The 18,394-nt window shown below is 70.5% G+C and carries 17 protein-coding genes and 2 pseudogenes; 7 read left to right on the top strand and 12 right to left on the bottom strand.

Translation table 11 applies throughout. From position 1 onward, the window contains the following. Nucleotides 1-99 precede the first annotated feature (99 nt). On the top strand, nt 100-2,166 hold the full coding sequence (locus PYS65_RS00195; protein ID WP_423836055.1) for an acyl-CoA dehydrogenase family protein: 2,067 nt from the start codon (nt 100-102) through the stop codon (nt 2,164-2,166). On the opposite strand, the gene PYS65_RS00200 is transcribed toward PYS65_RS00195, so the two are convergent. The 6 genes and pseudogenes from PYS65_RS00200 to PYS65_RS00225 all read right to left on the bottom strand — a co-directional run bounded on the left by PYS65_RS00200 (nt 2,132) and on the right by PYS65_RS00225 (nt 6,611). After that, a complete protein-coding gene (locus tag PYS65_RS00200) occupies nt 2,132-2,761 on the bottom strand; it encodes a hypothetical protein (RefSeq protein WP_279331619.1) in 630 nt (209 codons plus the stop codon). The two genes, PYS65_RS00195 and PYS65_RS00200, sit on opposite strands and share 35 nt — an antisense overlap. A 29-nt stretch (nt 2,762-2,790) precedes the next feature. After that, entirely contained in the window at nt 2,791-3,168 is a 378-nt protein-coding gene (locus PYS65_RS00205; RefSeq protein WP_279331620.1) for an MmyB family transcriptional regulator, read from the bottom strand. A 372-nt stretch (nt 3,169-3,540) separates the two neighbouring features. Beyond that, nucleotides 3,541-4,155 carry a hypothetical protein gene (locus PYS65_RS00210; protein WP_279331621.1) on the bottom strand — a complete coding sequence of 205 codons (615 nt, stop codon included), beginning with the start codon at nt 4,153-4,155 and terminating at the stop codon, nt 3,541-3,543. Nucleotides 4,156-4,204: 49 nt separating this feature from the next. Beyond that, nucleotides 4,205-5,358 (bottom strand): annotated as a pseudogene (locus tag PYS65_RS00215) (IS630 family transposase). A 413-nt stretch (nt 5,359-5,771) separates the two neighbouring features. Beyond that, entirely contained in the window at nt 5,772-5,978 is a 207-nt protein-coding gene (locus tag PYS65_RS35005) for a TerD family protein (protein ID WP_341483726.1), read from the bottom strand. 177 nt (nt 5,979-6,155) lie between these two features. Then, nucleotides 6,156-6,611 carry an Lrp/AsnC family transcriptional regulator gene (locus PYS65_RS00225; protein WP_279331622.1) on the bottom strand — a complete coding sequence of 152 codons (456 nt, stop codon included), beginning with the start codon at nt 6,609-6,611 and terminating at the stop codon, nt 6,156-6,158. A 108-nt stretch (nt 6,612-6,719) separates the two neighbouring features. Here PYS65_RS00225 and PYS65_RS00230 point away from each other — a divergent pair, with 108 nt between their 5' ends. After that, the gene (locus PYS65_RS00230) at nt 6,720-8,066 is read left to right on the top strand and encodes an aspartate aminotransferase family protein (RefSeq protein ID WP_279331623.1); all 1,347 of its coding nucleotides are present in this window, start codon (nt 6,720-6,722) and stop codon (nt 8,064-8,066) included. A 79-nt stretch (nt 8,067-8,145) separates the two neighbouring features. Here PYS65_RS00230 and PYS65_RS00235 read toward each other — a convergent pair whose 3' ends face one another. After that, entirely contained in the window at nt 8,146-8,400 is a 255-nt protein-coding gene (locus PYS65_RS00235) for an Lrp/AsnC ligand binding domain-containing protein (protein WP_341483644.1), read from the bottom strand. A gap of 596 nt (nt 8,401-8,996) precedes the next feature. On the opposite strand from PYS65_RS00235, the gene PYS65_RS00240 reads away from it, so the two are divergent. Next, nucleotides 8,997-9,641: a helix-turn-helix domain-containing protein gene (locus tag PYS65_RS00240; RefSeq protein WP_279331624.1), complete on the top strand. Its 645-nt coding sequence runs from the start codon at nt 8,997-8,999 to the stop codon at nt 9,639-9,641. Then, nucleotides 9,641-9,886 (top strand): hypothetical protein, encoded by a 246-nt coding sequence (locus tag PYS65_RS00245; RefSeq protein ID WP_279331625.1) that lies wholly within the window; start codon nt 9,641-9,643, stop codon nt 9,884-9,886. Before PYS65_RS00240 ends, PYS65_RS00245 begins: the two co-directional genes overlap by 1 nt. Nucleotides 9,887-10,175: 289 nt before the next feature. Here the strand turns inward: PYS65_RS00245 and PYS65_RS00250 are convergent, their stop codons facing one another. The 3 genes from PYS65_RS00250 to PYS65_RS00260 all read right to left on the bottom strand — a co-directional run bounded on the left by PYS65_RS00250 (nt 10,176) and on the right by PYS65_RS00260 (nt 12,458). Further along, on the bottom strand, nt 10,176-10,709 hold the full coding sequence (locus tag PYS65_RS00250; RefSeq protein ID WP_279331626.1) for a 2'-5' RNA ligase family protein: 534 nt from the start codon (nt 10,707-10,709) through the stop codon (nt 10,176-10,178). A gap of 497 nt (nt 10,710-11,206) precedes the next feature. Beyond that, nucleotides 11,207-11,995 carry an IS3 family transposase gene (locus PYS65_RS00255; protein ID WP_279331627.1) on the bottom strand — a complete coding sequence of 263 codons (789 nt, stop codon included), beginning with the start codon at nt 11,993-11,995 and terminating at the stop codon, nt 11,207-11,209. 235 nt (nt 11,996-12,230) lie between these two features. Continuing rightward, nucleotides 12,231-12,458, bottom strand: coding sequence for a hypothetical protein (locus PYS65_RS00260; protein WP_279331628.1), 228 nt, complete (start codon nt 12,456-12,458; stop codon nt 12,231-12,233). A 487-nt stretch (nt 12,459-12,945) separates the two neighbouring features. Here PYS65_RS00260 and PYS65_RS00265 point away from each other — a divergent pair, with 487 nt between their 5' ends. From PYS65_RS00265 to PYS65_RS00275, 3 genes are all read left to right on the top strand, one after another. Then, nucleotides 12,946-13,122, top strand: coding sequence for a hypothetical protein (locus tag PYS65_RS00265; protein WP_279331629.1), 177 nt, complete (start codon nt 12,946-12,948; stop codon nt 13,120-13,122). A 117-nt stretch (nt 13,123-13,239) separates the two neighbouring features. Next, entirely contained in the window at nt 13,240-15,048 is a 1,809-nt protein-coding gene (locus PYS65_RS00270; protein ID WP_279331630.1) for an ABC transporter ATP-binding protein, read from the top strand. Then, on the top strand, nt 15,045-15,962 hold the full coding sequence (locus PYS65_RS00275) for a serine/threonine-protein kinase (RefSeq protein WP_279331631.1): 918 nt from the start codon (nt 15,045-15,047) through the stop codon (nt 15,960-15,962). Before PYS65_RS00270 ends, PYS65_RS00275 begins: the two co-directional genes overlap by 4 nt. Before the next feature lie 21 nt (nt 15,963-15,983). Here PYS65_RS00275 and PYS65_RS00280 read toward each other — a convergent pair whose 3' ends face one another. Beyond that, nucleotides 15,984-16,757, bottom strand: coding sequence for a hypothetical protein (locus PYS65_RS00280; RefSeq protein WP_279331632.1), 774 nt, complete (start codon nt 16,755-16,757; stop codon nt 15,984-15,986). Then, a pseudogene (locus PYS65_RS00285) lies at nt 16,747-17,279 on the bottom strand (RNA polymerase sigma factor). Before PYS65_RS00285 ends, PYS65_RS00280 begins: the two are co-directional and overlap by 11 nt. Nucleotides 17,280-18,394 lie beyond the last annotated feature (1,115 nt).

Below are 18,394 nucleotides of genomic sequence, written 5' to 3' on the forward strand. Positions count from 1 at the left end.
GCCACTTCGACTCCAATGGGCAACTACCACCGTTCGGCCTGTGTCAATCGTGTTGATCACCATGCTGTGGCGCCTGTGCATCTGGGCTACGTTTCCGGAGTGATCGATTCCCCCCTCTCCAGCAAGACAAGCCCCCTGCCTGCGCTTCAGGTTGCCCTCTTCGGCACGCAGGCTGAGCAGTTCCACGGGCCGTGGCGCGAGCTGTTCAGCTCTGCTCCCTTCGCCTTCCAGGAAGGACTCACGCACCGGGAGCGCACCGAGCTGTCCTATCAGCGACTCCACTTGGTCAATGAGGCTGTTTCCGATGCTCGGGCTCTGGTTGCCGACGCCGCTTCCCTGACCGCGTTGCACGAATGGGCAGGGGTTGCCGATGCCGGCATGGCAACGATCGCGAGCATCCACTTCAATCTGTTCCTCGGCAGCCTCCTGGATCACGACCATGAGGACCGGAACCTGACGCCCTACCTCCAGATGGAGCGTCTGGGGACCTTCCTGTGCACCGAGCAAGCACACGGCAATGACGCTTCCCAGCTGGAAACCACCGCCACGTTCGATCGGGCGTCAGGCGGCTTCGTGCTCGACACCCCGTCTGACGGCGCCCGAAAGTTCATGCCCAACACCAGTTCCGTAGGCGGCGCGAAGGACGCACTCGTCGCGGCCCGGCTGATCGTTGACGGGGACGACAAGGGCGTGTTCCTGTTCCTGACCCCTCTCAGCGACAGGAACGGGCAGCATCTGCCGGGTGTTGAGGTCTGGGACCTGCCCCAGACCGGAAGCGCTCCCGTGGATCACTGCACCACAGCGTTCCGCAGCGTCCCCCTGCCGTTCACCGCCATGCTGCAGGGGGAGCATGGACGACTCCGCCCGGACGGCCAGTTCGTCAGCTCCCTGGGCAACAGCCGCAAACGGTTCCTCCATTCCATCGGTCGCGTGACCATGGGCAAACTCTGCATGAGCGCATACAGCCTGGGAGTGACACGGCACGCCTTGGGCATCGCCGTGCGGCACGCCCACACCCGGCAGACAGCAGGAATGACCAAGGGGCAGCGGGTGCCCCTGATGTCACATCGGAGCCACCACACACCGCTCCTGGACGCCCTTGCCTCGACTTACGCAGCCACGTTGCTGCACCGGTCCGTTGTCCGGCAGTGGAGCCAGTCCACGGAGGCCGACCGTGAGGACTGCGAACGGCTGATAGCCGTCGCCAAGGGGTGGATCACATGGCGGGCCCGGGCCGTCATGACGGAGTGCCGCGAGAGGTGCGGTGCGCAAGGGCTCGCTCTGGCCAACGGCATAACGTTCCAGCTAGCCGCCAACGAGGGCACGATCACCGCCGAGGGAGACAATCTTGTCATCTGGACCAAGGCGGCCGGGGAGATGCTTCTGGGGGGCCTCACCCCGAAGCCGGCCAGTGAGGCACTGCCCGAGGATCGCTCGCTGCGCGATCCGCAGCACTTGCAGGACCTCCTGGCGGACGTAGAGCGAATATGGCACGAGCGGGCGCGTACGCGGCTGCGCACCAAGGGGGCTCGCTCACCCCTGGAACGATGGAACACAACGGTCACCCCGGCCCTGAAACTCGTCGACGCGCATGCCCATCGCCTGGCCGCCGAGGCTCTGCTGAGTGCGTCCGCCCAAACCGCATCGGCACACGCCCGGTCGCTGCTCGTGGACCTGCACGGCCTCTTCGCCCTTCGCGAAGTGGCCGCCCACAGCGGCGACCTCCTGGCGCAAGGGCGTCTGACTACCGATCAGGTCTTGGATCTGCCGGACGTCGTCGAGAGTGTCGTCGCCGACCTCGCACCTCATGCGCTGGAGATGGTTGAGGCGTTCTCCGTGCCTCACGGACTTTTGGACCGCCACCCCATACTGCACCCGGACGGTTCAAGCGGCCTCGCGCGGCCCTGCCATGACTTCTGCGTACCTGACGGACCTCGTTGCGGCTGGTTGAAGCAAGGTTCCTCGCCGTCGACAACGTCCCATGAGGGCGGTTGCCGTACGTGCCTGACGAACTCTCGGATATTCGTGAGGCACGTACGGAGGTCGGCACTTGTCTCACGCCTCGGCGCGTCTCGGGGTGACGCGCGGGCGGGAGGGCCCGCCACCGGTGCGGGCCCTCCGGGCACCTGCTTCAGAAGTACATCGCGCGGTGGGAGGTGTAGGTGAACCTGTCACCGGCGCTCAAGGCGTACACGACGCGTCCACAGAAGTCCTGATACTCGGCTTCTTGCGCCGCATCCAGCGTGATGGCCGGTACCGGCCCGGACGGCGCTCCACGCCCAATGGCCCTGAGGAGGCCGGGCGGTGTCTTGAGCTCCATCACATCCAGTACGCGTCCGAAGTCACCGACGAGACACCGCATGCTCGTCTCCTCCGCCAGCTCGTCGAGCGCATCGGTGAGCCGGCCAGTTTCCCGTTCCGCTCGAGCGAGCATGGTGTGACAGGCCCGCAGGGTGTGCAGATACTCCGCCGGGACGTCCACGGAGTACAGGCACGTCAGCTGTCGGCCTCGCGAGTCGTGCAGGGCATAGCCTTTCCGGCCCCCCTGCCCTCGGGCCGCCGGGACCAGGTCCTGCCACTGGAGCAGAGGCGGAAAACTCTGCTGAATTTCGCCCCATTTGCAATACGCAGTGCGGATCATCAGGTCCTGTCCATCACTCAGATCGTTTCGGTAGAAGTGATACAGGTCGTACAACAAAGGCTGCTCGATCCCGATGAACATACCGAGGAACACCGGATCGTCCGGGACCAAGAGCCGCATCGAGATCCTCCCTCCTGGCGTTGGTGGTGCTACTGGGCAGCGGACTCAAAGAGGATGGTCAGGACGCTCACCCCGACAGCACGGGCAGCCATGAACCGCGCCGTTCCCTCACCGTGCATCGGATGGCGCAGAGGGTGCGCCTGGCCGTTCAGACCCCGGCTTGGCTCGGCGACAATCTGCTGCAGAGCCGGGTCACGGACGGCGTCCGCATACAGAGCCCGCACCGTGTCGTCGGCCGGATACCGGTAGCGAGCCAGCCTCAACTCAGCGAGCAAATCCGGCGCCCAGCGCTTGTCCCAGTTCACAAGGACCGTTCGCGTTTCCTCCGAGAACAGCGCCCAGCGCCACAGGTTCGCCGGCTGCCCTCCCTTGGAGAACATCTGCGGGAACGACTCGTCGGATGCCACCAGGAGCCCCCCCCGGGGGTCACGGCACAGGCCATCTCGCGTTGCCCGTTCAGGACCTCCTGCCAGTGCGGCGACGGATCTTCCACGAGGAGCACCGGGTTCGTCCCGTACAGGTTCAGGTGGGCGATCCGCAGATCGTGCGTCGTGAACCCGAGCAACTGCGCAATGCGCATGAAAACGTCCGGAGGGGGATGTGACGTTCCGGCCTCCACCTTCTGGTGCACACCAGCCCCGCCCCCGCGCAACGGAGGAGGTCTCGCTCCGCGAACCCCCGCGCGCTGCGGGAGGGCCTGCGGGAGATCTGCACCGCGCCTGAGCGCTTCGTCGACGTCCACCTGCCGCAGCCCTTTGGTACGCGGTCCACCGCGGCGGCTACCCGACCACGGCTCCAGTGCTCTGACCGCACAGGTTCACCGAGTTGAGTGCGCTCAGTCGGGCCGTGCCGCCTTCCACGTCCACGACGTCCGGCGGGGCAGACCGTCCAGGTCCCCTCGTCCAGTGCACCACAGCAACACTGGGACGGGCTCGCCGGGCGGGGCGTCGGGGAACAGCCGGTCGAGCACGGCCGCCCATAGCGGTGTCGGCGGCAGCCAGTCCGCGGGTGATGTCGTGGATGTGCAGCAGGATCTCGGCGACGCCCATCGCCGCGAATCCCGTCGGGTCGCACGGGCCCCGGTGCCAGGCCCGCAGGGACGGGTCGGCGGTGGCCAGCGCGCTGCCGGGCAGGCCGCCGCAGGCGGCGGCCACCTGCAGCGCCTCGGCAGGCGAGGCGGTGGGGCGCACGCGCAAATCGAAGAGGAGGTAGGCGTCGGCCGGGCGCGCGGCGAGCTGGCCTGCGTAGGCCAGCAGGTCGTGGCCGATGTGTGAGGCGGTCTGCCGGCAGTTCCACTCCAGCGGGCCGGCCGGCACTGTCCAGTCCTCGTCCGTGCGAGGCCTCAGTACCTCCAGCATCTGCGCCACGGCGGCCTGAACGTCTTGGTGGTGCATGCGGTGCTCCTCGCAGGGCACGTTGTGATGGGCTGTGCTGTTCGTTCGTTCAGGCCGCGGCGGTGATGGGTCTGCCGCCCCAGCGGATGCCTTTCTCGCTTCGGCTGCGGGCGCGTTCCTTGCGCTGGGCAGCGAGGACGTCGGGGTGGCGGGCGTTCTTGTTGCGCCAGCGCAGGTAGGCGTGCAGGGCACGGGTCTGGACGGTGTGGTTGGGGTGGTGGGAGTTGGCGACGGTGAACTGCCGCAGTGGTCCGAAGTGGGCTTCGATCGGGTTGGCCCAGGACGCGTAGGTCGGGGTGAAGCACAGCTCGACCCGGTTCTTCTTCGCCCAGCGCCGGATCGTCTGGCCTTTGTGGGCGGAGAGGTTGTCCAGGATGACGTAGATCGGGGCGCCGTCCGGGCGGGCCGCGCGGATCGACTTCAGTGCGGCCAGGGTGTTCGCGGCGCCCTTCTCGCGTCGGTTGACGCCCCACAGGGTGTCGTCGCCGATCGAGTAGCAGCCGTGGAAGTAGCGCACTCCGTGGGTGCGGTGGTAGGTCGCGGGGTGACGCTCGGGGTGACCGGCAGGTGCCCACGACGAACCAGGGGCGGGGCGGATACCGAGCGGGCCGAACTCGTCGAACGCGAACACACGGTCCGGGAAGCGGTCCAGGACCTCCTCCATGCGATCGAGCTTGGTGGCGCGGTCCGGGTCGGGTGACTCCTTCCACGTCTTGGTGCGCTGGAGGTGATGCCGCGGCGCGCGAGCAGGCACCGTAACGCCTCGCGGCTGATCCGGATCATGTGGCCGGGCACGCGGCGCAAGTTAGGCGGCGAGTTTGCGGAGGGACCAGCGGGTAAAGGACTGGCCGAGCTTGGTCGGGCGGGTGGTGGCCGTCGCCACGGCGAAGTCCTCGTCGTCAGGACTGAGCGGGCGGGAGGCCCTCCTCCCCCGGGCGGAGCCTGGGGGGGACGGCCTCCCGCCCACCGAGGGTCCAGACAGGCCAGGCCGATCTCGTTGAACCGGTGGATCAGGTCCCGGACGGTGTCCTCGTCGGCCTGCACCAGCTTCGCGCTCACCGGCACCCGGTTCCCGCCGGCCGAGGCCAGCAGCATCATCGCGCGCCGGTACCACACCGAACTGGTACTTCCCCGGCGCACTATCTGCTGCAGCCTCTGACCCTCCTGGTCGGTCAACCTGCGCACACGGACAGGCTCAGCCACCACACCCCCAGCGGTCGGATCGGACGTCACTGCACATCCAACCGCCCGGACCACCGACCCGGCGAACCTATGCGGTCAGAGCACTAGCGGGCCCGGGGCCTGCCGCTCCAGCTTCGTCAGGTCGACCGCGGCGGCCTGTCCCGTTGTCGTGCATGTCTGCGCAGGGAGCGGCACGGCAGAGGGCTCGGGGTCGGCCTCGACGCCGTAGTCGGTTGCCAGTCCCGCAAGGCCAGAGGCATAGCCCTGTCCCACGGCCCGGACCTTCCAGCCGTACCGCGGCGGTACAACTCCGCCAGGAGCACGGCGGTCTCCCCGAGGTGAAGTCCGGCGCGGTGAACGACGCCGACGGGGCACCGTTCTGGGTGAACGTCAGCTGAGGGGCTCGGGTAAAGACAGCACCTGGTTGCGGCGGATCAACGCTCACGTCCACCCCTACACGGTGCACGTCGGCCGGCAGGCGAGAAAGCTCCGCAGTGAACCGCCGCGCCCTCGACGGATACACCGTCCTGGGCTGGATGGTTGTAGAAGACCAGGTCGTGATCGCCACGGACCTTGCCGTCGGGGCCGAGCAGCAGCGCGGACGCATCCGCCGAGAGTCCCTGTACGGACACCGACAGCACCGTCCGCGCTGTCAGCAGCGCCGTGTTCTCACCCTTACGCAGCGACGTCGCCGGGTCTGTCAAACGAGAGGCCCGGATCGGACACTGAGACCTGCGTCTGATGCGAGAAGCTTCGGGCGAGAGTGTCGCCTGGCTCGGGGACGAGATAGGCGAAGTGACGGGGGTGCGGTGCTGTCGTCACCTTCCGGGCGGGGGCACGTCGGCTTTGAGGGTTTTCATCGCAAAGCGGGACTGGAGCTTGGCCAGGCCCGGCAGGGCGAGCAGCCGTTGGGTCATGAACTGCTCGTAGGTTTCCAGGTCGGCGACCGAGATCAGCGCGTGGTAGTCGGAAGCGCCGAACATGCGGCGTGCCTCGACGATTTCGGGGAGGGCCACCAGTTCGGCTTCGAAGCGCTCGACCGTGGTGCGGGCCTGGTCGGTGAGTTCGAGGTCGACCTGGACCTCGAAGCCGCGGTTGAGGGCCTTGGGGGCGATGCGGGCGTGGTAGCCGAGGATCACTCCCTGCTCTTCCAGGCGTCTGACGCGGCGCAGGCAGGGTGAGGGCGTCAGGCCGATCCGGTCGGCGAGTTCGGTGTTGGTCAGGCGGCAGTCGCGGCGCAGTTGCTCGATTATTGCGCGGTCGGTGCGGTCCACGCGTGAAGTATGCCGAGGAAGCTGTCCGGTGGGCAATGTTTGCAATCGGGTGCTCGGCTGTTTCTCCTAGCCTCGCTGCACTCCCTGTTTCCGAGGCGAAGGCAGGACATGAGCGCACCCACCGACCAGTCCGCGGCCGTCCGTCGTGTCGGCTCCGCCGATGAGTTCTGGGCGACGGCCCGTCGTCATCTGGTCCGCTACGCCCGCAGCGACTTCTCACCGGCTCTCATCGAACGGGCCGCCGGATCGTATGTGTTCGACAGCGACGGACGGGCCATCCTCGACTTCACGTCGGGACAGATGAGCGGGCTGCTGGGGCACTCCCACCCTGCCATCGTGGAGTCCGTCAGCCAGTCCATCGCCACCCTGGACCACTTGTTCAGCTGGATGCTGAGCCGGCCCGTGGTCGATCTGGCCGCCGCCCTGGCCCGGACGCTGCCGCCCTCCCTGAGCAAGGTGTTGCTGCTGAGCACCGGCGGCGAGTCGAACGAGGCGGCCATCAAGATGGCCAAGCTCTCCACCGGCGGGTACGAGGTCGTCGCCTTCGACCAGTCGTACCACGGCGTCACCCATGCCTCGTCGGCGGCGACCTACGGGGTGTCCCGGGCCGGGTACGGGCCGGTGGCGCCGGGCAACATCGTCGTTCCCACGCCGAACGCCTATCGGCCGTTGTTCACCCGCGACGGGCGCCACGACTGGCAGGCCGAACTGGATCACGCGTTTGCGATGGTCGATCGGCAGTCCACCGGCAGCCTGGCGGCCTTCATCGCCGAACCCGTCCTGAGCACCGGCGGCGTCATCGACCTGCCGCCGGGTTATCTTGCCGCGCTCAAGCAGAAGTGTGCCGAGCGCGGCATGCTCCTCATCCTCGACGAGGCCCAGACCGGGCTGTGCCGCACGGGCGACTGGTACGCCTTCCAGCGCGACGGCGTCACGCCGGACATCCTCACCCTGTCCAAGACCCTCGGGGCGGGGCTGCCGCTGTCCGCCGTGATCACCAGCGAGGAGATCGAGGCGCGCTGCCACGAGCGCGGCTACTACTTCGCCACCACCCACGTCTCCGACCCGCTGCCGGCGGCCGTGGGCCTGGCGGTCATCGACGTCCTCACCCAGGGCGCCTACGACCAGACCGCGCGGCGGCTCGGCGACCGGCTCCAGCGCGGCCTGAGTGAACTCAAGGACCGTCACGAGCACATCGGTGACGTCCGCGGACGCGGGCTGCTCCAGGGCGTCGAACTCGTCACCGACCGCGACACCAAGGAGCCGGCCGGCGACTTCGGCAGCGCCGTCACCGACGCCTGTTTCCGTCTGGGCCTGCACCTGAACATCGTGCAGTTCCCCGGCAGCAGCAGCATCCTGCGGCTGGCGCCCCCGCTCACCATCACCGACACCGAACTCGACCGCGGCCTGGACATCCTCGACCAGGCTCTGACCGCCGCCGCACAACGCCGCTGACCACATTCGCATCCCGGCAGCCGTCCGGCTGCCGGGCCGGTCCCGCACCGAACTGCACCGAGCGGCCGGGGTCTGAGAGTCAGCCCTCGGCCTTGATCGTTTTCATGGTGAGGTGGGACTCGAGGCGGAGGACGGCGGGGTGGCCGGTGAGCTTGTCCATGACGAAGGCCTCGTAGGCGGCGTCGTCGGCGACGGCGACGCGGACGAAGTGATGCGGGCTGCCGTACATACGGCGCAACTCGACGACTTCGTCGTACGCGGCGACGGCGGCCTCGAACTCCTCGATCGTCGTGCGGTCCTGGGCATGGATCTCGACGTCGACGAGGACTTCCATGCCGCGGCCCATGGCCTCGGGGTCGATGACGGCCCGGTAGCCGGCGATGACGCCGGCCTCCTCCAGCCGCTTGACCCGCCGCAGGCACGACGGCGGCGTCAGGCCGACCCGCTTCGCGAGCTGGACGGCCGGCCTGCCGCCGTCACTGGCGGACTAGACGGCACGGTCCGCATCCGGGACCTCAACAAGCGGGTCTCCTCGCGCTTGCTCCTGCCCGCAATGGCGGGCGCTCTGGCCATAACGCCCGCCGGGATCCTCGCATGCGGCACCAATCGCGACATTGGCATACTTACGGCAAAGGCGGGCGTAAAAGCTACCTGTATTTAGCTTGGCGTTTACCGACTTCGGCGCTTTGAGGTCCGACCGGACTCTGCTGCGCGATTCGCCGCGGGGGTGAGGGCGGGTTGATGAGGATCTTTGAAAACGGCCAGGGATACTCGTCGCCCCACTCGGTCCGGAGTCCAACGGAGTGGGGAGTTTCAGAGAGCGTTGCCGACCGGGGCCGCCCGCTCGTGGAGTGTGCGGGCCGTGCTGGCCGGTCAAGGGCGGGCGGTGTCATCGCCTCGAAGCGACAGTGCGGGTGAGAAGGGTTGCCCGTGGCCGTGCGGAGACCGTTGACGCGTGAGGAGCGTGAGGAGATCGCGGTCGGACGCGCCCAAGGTGAGGGGGTGCGGGAGATCGCCCGGCGGGTCGGCCGATGCTCGTCGGTGGTCAGCCGGGAGCCGGCACGCAACTCCTCGACGCGCGGCTACCGGGCATCGACGGCCGACAAGCGGGCGGCGACGCGGCGTCGGCGGCCTCAGCAACGCCTGCTGGACGACAACGTGCTGCTGCGGCAGCGGGTCCTGGCCGACCTGCGGTACGGGCGCACGCCGAACCAGATCGCGGGCCGTTTGAAACTCGAGGCCCAGGACACGAGTGTGGCAGTCATGGAAGGCTCGCTCCCGGCCGGCGGGGAAACGATCTCCCACGAGGCCGTCTGCACGTGGATCTACGCACCGCCCAAGGGCGAGCTCGCCCGGCTGGGCGTGATGCTGCCCAGCCGCCGCACTGCCCGCGGCCCCCGCCGCAGGCCCGATGCGTCCCAAGGAGCCGGATCGCCGGCCTGCGCTCGATCCACGACCGTCCCGCCGAAGCTCTCGTCCGCCGGGTCCCCGGCCGCTGGGAAGGCGACCTCGTCGTGGGCAGGAACGGCGCTACCGCGGCCGCGACCCCGGCCGGCCGCGCCACCCGCTTCCTGATGATCCTCGCCCTGCCGAAGGGCGAGAACGCCGACGGCCTGTCGACCGTGCTCACCCACCAGATCGACGGTATGCCGGAGTTGGTGCGCAAGTCGCTGACCAGGGAACCGGGATGGGACGGCATGCCGCGCTGGCCCTGGCTACCGGCCTGGACGTCTGCTTCGCCGACACCGGGCGTTCCGTCGGGCCGCACGGCCCAAGGAACTGCTCGACCGAACGCTCCCGCCGCAGGGCCCCGAGGATGAACGACTCCGTCAAGTACCGCACCCGGTCACCATAGGGTGCTCATCTCGTCGGCAAGCTCGACGATCAACAGGAGCATCAACGCCGTGCTTGCGGGAGGCGGGTGCATCTTTCTTGCCTCCGGTGGTGGGCTGCGCTGGGTCAGCGGCTGGGCGGACGCGCCCTCCAGGGGGGCGGAGGCAGGACGACCGGATCAGGGAGCGCTGTGGCTGCAGGGGCGTTGCGGACGGTGCCGCCGGCCGCTGGGCTGCCCCTTCGGCGGGGGCGCTGGCCGGTTGGTGTCGGGGCGTCTCAGGGGCGGGGCTCGATCACCTCCAGGGCGCCGGTGTGGGTGTCATAGCTGCGCAGGGTGATGAGCCGGGCCGACAGCGGCGGCGCCGGCAGCAGTTCGGGGATGCGCCGGCCGGCGAAGGCACCTGCCCGCCGGGTACGGCCGAGGGTGATGTGCGGGCTCCAGCGCCCGGGTTCGTGGAATGGGCTGAGGGTCTCGGGCGGGCTGTCCGAGGCCACCGCCTCCCATACCCGGCGGTGCACGCCGGCCAGCGCGGAGTCGGGATCCAGCGACCAGGCCAGCACCGAGGTGGGCCTCTCGAAGCGGACCACGCCGGTGAACCGCACCGGCAGCGGCAGGGCGGCGGCCACCTCGGCGAGCTCCCAGCGGATCGGGGCGGTCAGCTCCGGGCAGGCGGCCAGGGTGAGGTGCGGGCTGTTGGTCGGTGAGCGGTGGCGCGCCTGACTGGGCAGCCCCGCGTCCGCGAGCCGCCGCCAGGCCTTTCGAACCGCTAGTTCTGCCGCCTCGTCCAGCAGAAGCTCGACCGTGCGCACCGCTGCAGCCTACCGGTGGTCTGTGAGTGAGCAGGTCCTCGCGGGCAGGCAGCACTGTTCAGGAAGTGGGGCGGAAGGCAGTGGCAGGGCCGATGACGCCCGGGGAGGGGCCGCCGCCGGTGGCGCCGGGACATCCACCGGGCCGCATCCTTCCGGTTCCTCTGTTCGCCGTGCGCCGTGTCTGGGCTGCACCTTGTGCCGTGCGGGTGGCGGGCGCCCGTTCCGCGGGCCGGGTGCCGCGGTGGGAGGCTTGTGGGGTTTCTGTGTGGGGCCGGGGTTCTGGGGGCGGTGCTGCTGGTGTGCGGTGGCCTGCTCCTGGCTGTGGTTGTGGGAGGGGCCGTGCGGCCGGGGTCGAGGGCGGGGTGGTGGGCGGTCCGCTGCCGTTGGTGGTCACGGATCTGCTCGATACGGCGGCTCGGCTCGTCGGGATCCGTGGTCTGCATCAGGTCGGTGAGGTTCTCGTAGCACACTGAACCGCCCCGGGTTCGGCAGAGATCTCACATTGTGGTTGTGACCTGGGGTTTCTTGGATTCCCTGGAGTGATCGGCCTCGTCCTCGACGGGTGGGACGGGGGCTGTCTCCCCGTGGAGCCCGCGGTGGTTGTGCCAGTCGGTCCACACCGGCGGTGGCCGGCTCGATGGGGAGAGGGTCTTCCAGGGCCGCTGCGGCTTGAGCCGTTCGGTTTTGCACGGGCCGATCGTGCTCTTCCTCGGGGCGTTGTCGTACGCGTCGCCGGCAGATCCGGTCGGGGCCGCGATGCCGGCCGCATCCGGGTGTCCGGCCGGCCGGACACCGGTGTATTGGCTGTCCGCATCGCTGTGGTGTGTCAACTCGCCGCGCACATATGGATATTCATCGCGGTCGCGCTGCCACAGCGCGGTCTTCAGAGTGTCCAGGACGAGCCGGGGCTCCTTCGGCGTCGCGGCGAGCCGGCCGGCGATCCGGCGGGAGAAGGTGTCGAGGGCAAAGGCGAGGTGGACCACTGCGGGCCAGGTGGCCGCGTGCGTGAGATCCCCGGCCCGGCAGCGATTCGGAGCGCCGGCGGCGAAGTCGCGGTCCACCCGGCCCGGTGCCCGCTCGGCCTGCTGGTCCGGCATCGTGGTGAGCACCCTCTTGCCGCGGACGGCGCCGGCGCTGCCCGGCTCGCGCAGCAGCCGCTCGGCGGTGCGCCGGGCCGCCTGATGACCCCGGCGGGTCGGCTCCCGCCAGATCTTCCGGGCGCCGTGGACACGGTGGTTGTCGGTGTGGACCTGGCGGATCAGCTTCTTGAGCTCCGTGTCCCGCACAGAACGGGCGGGCGGGGCGGCCGGGCGTTTCTTGTGGGCGCGGGAGGCGGACGGGGCGATCGTGCAGTCGTGTTCGGTGAGTGTCCTGCAGATCGGCTCGATGCCGCCGAAGCGGTCCCGGTGCTCCTCGAGGAACGCTGCGGGCGTGTGGGGGGCCGGTCGGGCTCGGCCGCGAAGGAACTCGCCGCGGCCTTGAGGATCTCGTTGGCCCGCTTCAGTTCGGCGTTCTCCTTCTTCAACGCCTTGAGCGGGCGGACTCCTCCGTCGTCGTCCCCGGACGCGGTCCTGCGTCGATCTCGTGCTGCTTCACCCGGTTCCGCAGCGTCTCGCGGGAGCCGGTGCCGAGCTTGTCCGTGACCGCCTGCAAGGCGGCCGTCTCGTGCGCGTGGTCGTCGCGCGCCTCGGCGACCATGCGCACCGCATGCCGGCGGAGTTCAAGGGGGTGACGGGAAGGTCGTGCCATGACTCGATCCTTATGGCGAGCCGGGGCGGTTCACCGGCACGACACCACCCCACCCCAGGGGGCGCAGACGCCTCGGTGGGCGCTCCGGGCGCCGCCGATCGGCAAAAGGGCTCTGGAGGCTGATCGGCGTGCGGGGGGCCGGGCAGCGCCGCCGTCCTCTTTCCCCTTCTCACGCCCCAGAACAGCGCCGGACTCGCCGCCTGCGCCGGAGTCATTCGTCGCCGCCCGGCCCGCTGACCAGCACCCATGCTGAGCCGTGGCACCGATCGGCACCGCCTCGGGCGTGCGCCCGGTCATCGGGCTCTGCCCACCTTGCGGGTCCCAAGTCCGCCGGGTGCGGTGCGCCGCGGGGCTCGCGGCGCGGCGGGGCCGAGCGGTGCCGAGGCTTTGGCCGATCCTCCAGCATTTTCGACTTATTGCCCCGGAACGCCATCCAAGTCCCGTCCTGAGACGTATCCCGTGTGGAGTAATTTTCAGGAGGAACGCAATGGCTATCTTCAGCAGTCTGATGCCTGCCCATCGCCGGGACCGCAACAACGACACGTCGCGCCGCGACGACTTCTCGGGGCACGGTCACGGGCACGACCACGGGCACGACCACGGCGACCGCCACGGGCACGACCACGGCGACCGTCGCGGGCACGGCTACGGCTACGGCCACTAGTGACCACGCTACGGAGGCTGAGCGGACCGTAGATTGAAAGGCCCTGGTCCGCTCCGTCCGTCCCTCCACGAGGAACGCATGCCATGGTGCATGTCCTGCGGCGTCTGCTGTCGGTGGGTGAGGCTTCCGATGTGGTGGCGGCCGCGCCCCGGTGTCTTTGCGCGAGGTGTTCCGGCGGTTCTGGCCCTATACCCGCGGCGGCGGCGCTGGTTCGTTCCCGTCGTCCTGTTCAGCCTGATCGGCCCCGCCCTCGACGCCACGGAGATCTGGCTCTTCAAGACCGTGGTGGACGGTGTGCTCGTTCCCCGCGACATCGGACCGCTCCTGTGGATCGCACCGACCTATCTGGGGCTCGTCATCGGCTCCGGCATTCTGGGGTTCGCCGACGACGTGACGTCCACGTGGGTCAGCGAACGCTTCCTGCTGACGCTGCGCTCCGATGTGTTCCGGCACGTCCAGGGCCTGTCGCTCGGGTTCTTCGAACGCCGGCGGCTCGGGGACGTGCTGTCGCGGGTGACGGGCGATGTCGACACGGTCGAGACGTTCCTGCTCTCGGGAGTGGCGGACGCCCTCTACTACGTGATCCGCCTGGGTGTCTTCCTCGGTCTGCTGTTCTATCTGCAGTGGGATCTGACCCTCCTCGCCCTCGTCATCGTGCCGCTGTTCTGGCGCGCCGCCCGGCACTTCGCGCGGCTGATCAAGGAGGCGTCCCGGGAGCGCAGGCGCCGCAGCGGTTCGATCAGCGCGATCGCCGAGGAGTCGCTGGGCAACGTCGCCCTGGTGCAGGCGTACAACCGGCAGAGGTGGGAGGAGCGCCGGTTCGAGCGTGAGAACGTCGGCAGGTTCCGGGCCACGATGGCCTCGACGCGGATCCGCGCCGTCTACGGATCCGTCGTCGAGGTCATCGAGGTGTCCGGCGTCCTGGCGGTCATGAGCCTGGGCACCTGGAAGCTGGCCCAGGGGCAGCTCACGCTGGGCGGACTGCTGGTCTTCCTGGCGCTGATCGGCAACCTCTACAGTCCGGTCCGCGGTCTGTCCCACCTGGGCACCACCTTCTACGCGGCGTCCGCCTCGGCCGAACGGATCATCGAGCTGCTGGACCAGCGGCCGCAGGTCGCCGAGGCCGCCGGTGCCCGCCGGACCGGCCGTGCGCGAGGGGAGGTGGAGTTCGACGGCGTCTTCTTCCGCTATCCCGGCACGCCGTCCTGGGCGCTGTCGGACGTGTCGTTCCACGTGGCGGCCGGGGAGACGCTGGCGCTGGTCGGGGCCAGCGGGGCCGGCAAGTCGACGGTCGCGAAGCTGCAGCTGCGCTTCTACGATCCCGACCGGGGCGCGGTCCGCCTGGACGGGACAAACCTGCGGGACCTGCGCCTGTCCGACCTGCGGGAGAGCGTCGCGGTGGTCCTGCAGGAGACGCTCGTCTTCCACGGCACCGTGCGGGACAACATCGCCTACGGCCGGCCGGAGGCGACGGAGGCGGACATCGTCGCGGCGGCGCGCGCCGCGGACGCGCACGAGTTCATCGAGCTGCTGCCCATGGGCTACGACACGATGGTCGGCCAGCGCGGCCGGACGCTCTCCGGCGGGCAGCGCCAGCGCCTGGCGATCGCCCGCGCGATGATCAGGGACGCGCCCGTGCTCCTCCTGGACGAACCGACCACCGGCCTCGATGTGCGGTCCGGCCGGCGGATCATGGACCCGCTGCGCCGGCTCATGGCCGGGCGGACGACCGTCGTCATCTCCCACAACCTGCTGACCGTCCAGGACGCCACGCGCATCGTGGTTCTCGACCGGGGCAGGATCGTCGAGTGCGGCGCCCACGACGACCTGCTCGAGCGCGGCGGGACGTACGCCCGGCTGCACTGGCTGAACGCCCCGGCCGGGTCCCCGGCCGGGTCCCCGGCCCTGGGGACGGTGCTGCCGTGAGTGTCCCGGCGGTGCGGGCCGCCCCGGTTCTGGCGCCCGGCACGAGACCGGTCCCGGGCTACGAGGTGCTGGCGCATCTGGCGCGCACCGGCTGGCTCGACGTCTACGACGTCTGGAGCCAGGAGCGGGACTGCCGCTGTGTGGTCAAGGCCGTGCGCCCCGACCGCCGGGAGCAGGAGCAGCTGGGCGAGCGGCTGCTGCGTGAGGGGCGGTGGCTGGGGGCCTTCACCCACCCGCACCTGGTCCGCGCGTACGAGACGTTCGAGTCGCCGGTGCCGCTCGTCGTGCTGGAGACGCTGACCGGCGAGACGCTGTCCCACCTCATCCACCGGTTGCGGCGCCGGCCGTCCGCCGCCGACGTGGCGCTGCTCGGGGTGCAGCTGTGTTCCGCGATCCACTACCTCCACGGTCAGGGTCTGCTGCACCTGGACCTCAAGCCGTCGAACGTGGTGGTGGACCGCGGTCACGCCAAGGTGCTGGACCTGAGTACCGCGCGGCCGCCCGGGCCCGCGCCCGCGGGGGCGGGCACGTTCTGCTACCTCGCTCCCGAGCAGGCCCGCGGCGGGCCGCTGTCGGCAGCCGCGGACGTGTGGGGCGTCGGCATCACGTTGTACGAGGTCGCCGCCGGCGACGTGCCGTTCGGCCGCGGGGATCGCCGCGGGGTTTCTCCCCGTGGGGAGGAAGGGGACGAGCCCTGCGACGGCAGCGTCACGGGCGGCCAGGACCGCTGGTATCCGCAGCTGGAGGAGGCCGCCCCGCCGGTCGGCTCGCGGCGGCGGCTGCCCGGGGGGCTCGCGGCGGCCATCGACGGCTGCCTTCGGACCGATCCGTCGTCCCGGCCCTCGGTCGCCGAACTGGCCGCCGCACTCGACGCGACGCTGCCCGGCCCGGGGCGCCGCGCCGCCCGCCCCTGAGGACGGGGCGGGGCGCCGGTCTCACGCGCTTTGGCCGGTCTCGAAGCGGCCGGTGGCCAGGACGGTGCCGTCAAAGGCGGTCAGGCGGGCGCCGGCGAGTGCCGCGGGGTCGACCGGGGCCGCCGCGCCCCAGTCACCCCGTCCGTTGCTCAGGGTGAAGGTGCCCACGCGGATCGTGGTGCCGTCCGTGCGCTCCAGGAGGCAGACGACCTTGCCGCTGTACGGAGTGCCGGCGGCGGCGAGGTCGACGCTCATGTAGATCCAACCGGGTTTCCCCGGGTCTGCGGGGTGAGCGTAGACGTCTCCGGCCGACGGCCCGGGGCCCGAGGCCGAGGTCAGCTCTCCCTCCCTCAAAGGCGTCTGGACCTTTACGGCAGGGGGGCTCGGGGCCGTGAGACTCTCGATGGCGGTGCCGGCCGCCCAGCCGGTGAACCCGAACGCGAAGGCGAACGCGGCCACGGCGGAGGCGGCCCGCAGCCGGATGCGGCGTGCGCGGCTGCGGACCGTCCCGTGCGTGAGGCCGGGCGCCCGCGGGCGGGGTCCCCCCTCGTGCGCCGTCGCGTCCTGGGGCAGTCTGCGCACCACCCGGGTCTCGAACCCGAGCGGCGGCTCGCTGCCCGGCACCAGCCCGATCAGTCCGTCGCCCACCAGGGTCATGTGCTCGATGCACTCCCGACACGCCGCGCACCGGTCCAGATGTGCGACCGCCACCGCCCGCTCACGGCCGGGCAGCACGCCCAGTGCCAGCTCGGCGCCGACCTCCCGCAGCTTCTCGCAGGTCACGTCACTGGCCATGGTCCCCTCGATCCGGAGAGGCGAGTGTGGTCCGCAGCTTTCCCATCGCCGTCCTGATCCGCGTCTTGGCGGTGCCCAGCGGGATCTTCTCCCAGTCGGCGATCTGCTGGGCCGTCATTCCGTAGATGCCCGCCATCACCAGGGCACGACCCTGTTCCCGGGGCAGCCGCGCGCCACGGCGGCCCGCAGCTGGGACGAGGCCTCGTCGGCCAGGGCCCACTGCTCGGGAGTCTCGGTCACGGCGTCGAGGAGCGTGTCGAGGTCCTCGGGTGCCACCGGCTCCGTCCGCCGCGCACGCACGGCGTCGACGGCGAGATTGTGCGCGATGGTCGTCAGCCAGGTCGTCACCGACCCGCGGCGCGAGTCGTAGATCTGCGCATGACGCCACGCCCGCTCGAACGTCTGCTGGGCGATGTCCTCGGCAAGCTGCCGATCTTTGGTGACGGCGACGGCGACACCGAAGACCGCGCGCTGAAACCTCCGTACGAAGGTGACCGCGAGTTCCGGATCACCGGTGGCCAGCCCGGACAGCAGAGCCTCGTCCGAAAGACGGCCGACGGGAACCGGAAACTCGGCACACTCATATGTACGGTCCACCCCCCGCCGAGGGATTGCCCGGCCGCCACGGAAGACCACATTCCCATTCTGCGCCGGTTTCTGCCGGTTGCACGCACTGCGCGCAGCGCGGTCAGTGGCCGTTCCGCGCCGGCCGCGGCACGTGATCCGCCAAGGTCTGGGAACCGGCCCGGAAACCGGCCCCCGCCACACCCCGGCACGCCGGCAAAGACCCCCGCACCCCATTACGTGACAGCGCCGGTCGGGACGTTCGCCGGTGCGCTTGAGGCAACCGCGGCTCTGAGGGGTGAGGGCCGCACGCCAGGGACCGGGCGGGCGTGCAGCACCGGCCGGCCGTCCGCTCCGCCCGGCCGGTCCGGCACCTTCCTCAGGTGCTGGCGGGTGCGCCGGTCGTCGGCCACGGTCGCGCGCACCACCAGCGCACAGCCGCCGCCCTCGACGGCGGGCGCGCTCTCGGTGGTGATGCGTACGAGCCGGCTCTCGCGGGCGGGCGCGCCGTCGGGGCCGGTGTGCGCGCCCGTGGCGCACCGGGTGCAGGGGGATCTCGGCGGTGCGGCGAAAACGCCGGGCGTGCTCGCCGGCCGCCCGGGGATCGATCCGGGTGAGGAGGGGCGTCGGCGGCCGCGGCGAACGGCCGGCCCGGGTCGGTGGGCGCCCGGGCGCGGTCGCGCGCACCACCAGCGCACAGCCGCCGCCCTCGACGGCGGGCGCGATCTCGGTGGTGATGCGTACGAGCCGGCTCTCGCGGGCGGGCGCGCCGTCGGGGCCGGTGTGCGCGCCCGTGGCGCACCGGGTGCAGGGGGATCTCGGCGGTGCGGCGAAAACGCCGGGCGTGCTCGCCGGCCGCCCGGGGATCGATCCGGGTGAGGAGGGGCGTCGGCGGCCGCGGCGAACGGCCGGCCCGGGTCGGTGGGCGCCCGGGCGCGGTCGGCGAGCACGGTCCGGGGGCGGGGCCGGCTCCGGTGAGGTGGTGGCGCACCGTCTGGCTGCCGGTACGGGCGGGCAGGGCGACGGGGCAGCAGGGCGACGGGGCGGCCCAAAGCCCTCAGCCGGTTCAGCGG

This window comes from Streptomyces cathayae, from assembly GCF_029760955.1.
GTDB lineage: Bacteria > Actinomycetota > Actinomycetes > Streptomycetales > Streptomycetaceae > Streptomyces > Streptomyces cathayae.

Coding starts and splice junctions, on each gene's coding strand:
- PYS65_RS00230 (WP_279331623.1), top strand. CDS start 6,720: ATGAGCGCACCCACCGACCAGTCCGCGGCCGTCCGTCGTGTCGGCTCC.
- PYS65_RS00265 (WP_279331629.1), top strand. CDS start 12,946: ATGGCTATCTTCAGCAGTCTGATGCCTGCCCATCGCCGGGACCGCAAC.
- PYS65_RS00280 (WP_279331632.1), bottom strand. CDS start 16,757: ATGGCCAGTGACGTGACCTGCGAGAAGCTGCGGGAGGTCGGCGCCGAG.
- PYS65_RS00200 (WP_279331619.1), bottom strand. CDS start 2,761: ATGCGGCTCTTGGTCCCGGACGATCCGGTGTTCCTCGGTATGTTCATC.
- PYS65_RS00235 (WP_341483644.1), bottom strand. CDS start 8,400: ATGGAAGTCCTCGTCGACGTCGAGATCCATGCCCAGGACCGCACGACG.
- PYS65_RS00260 (WP_279331628.1), bottom strand. CDS start 12,458: ATGGCACGACCTTCCCGTCACCCCCTTGAACTCCGCCGGCATGCGGTG.
- PYS65_RS00210 (WP_279331621.1), bottom strand. CDS start 4,155: ATGCACCACCAAGACGTTCAGGCCGCCGTGGCGCAGATGCTGGAGGTA.
- PYS65_RS00245 (WP_279331625.1), top strand. CDS start 9,641: ATGATCCTCGCCCTGCCGAAGGGCGAGAACGCCGACGGCCTGTCGACC.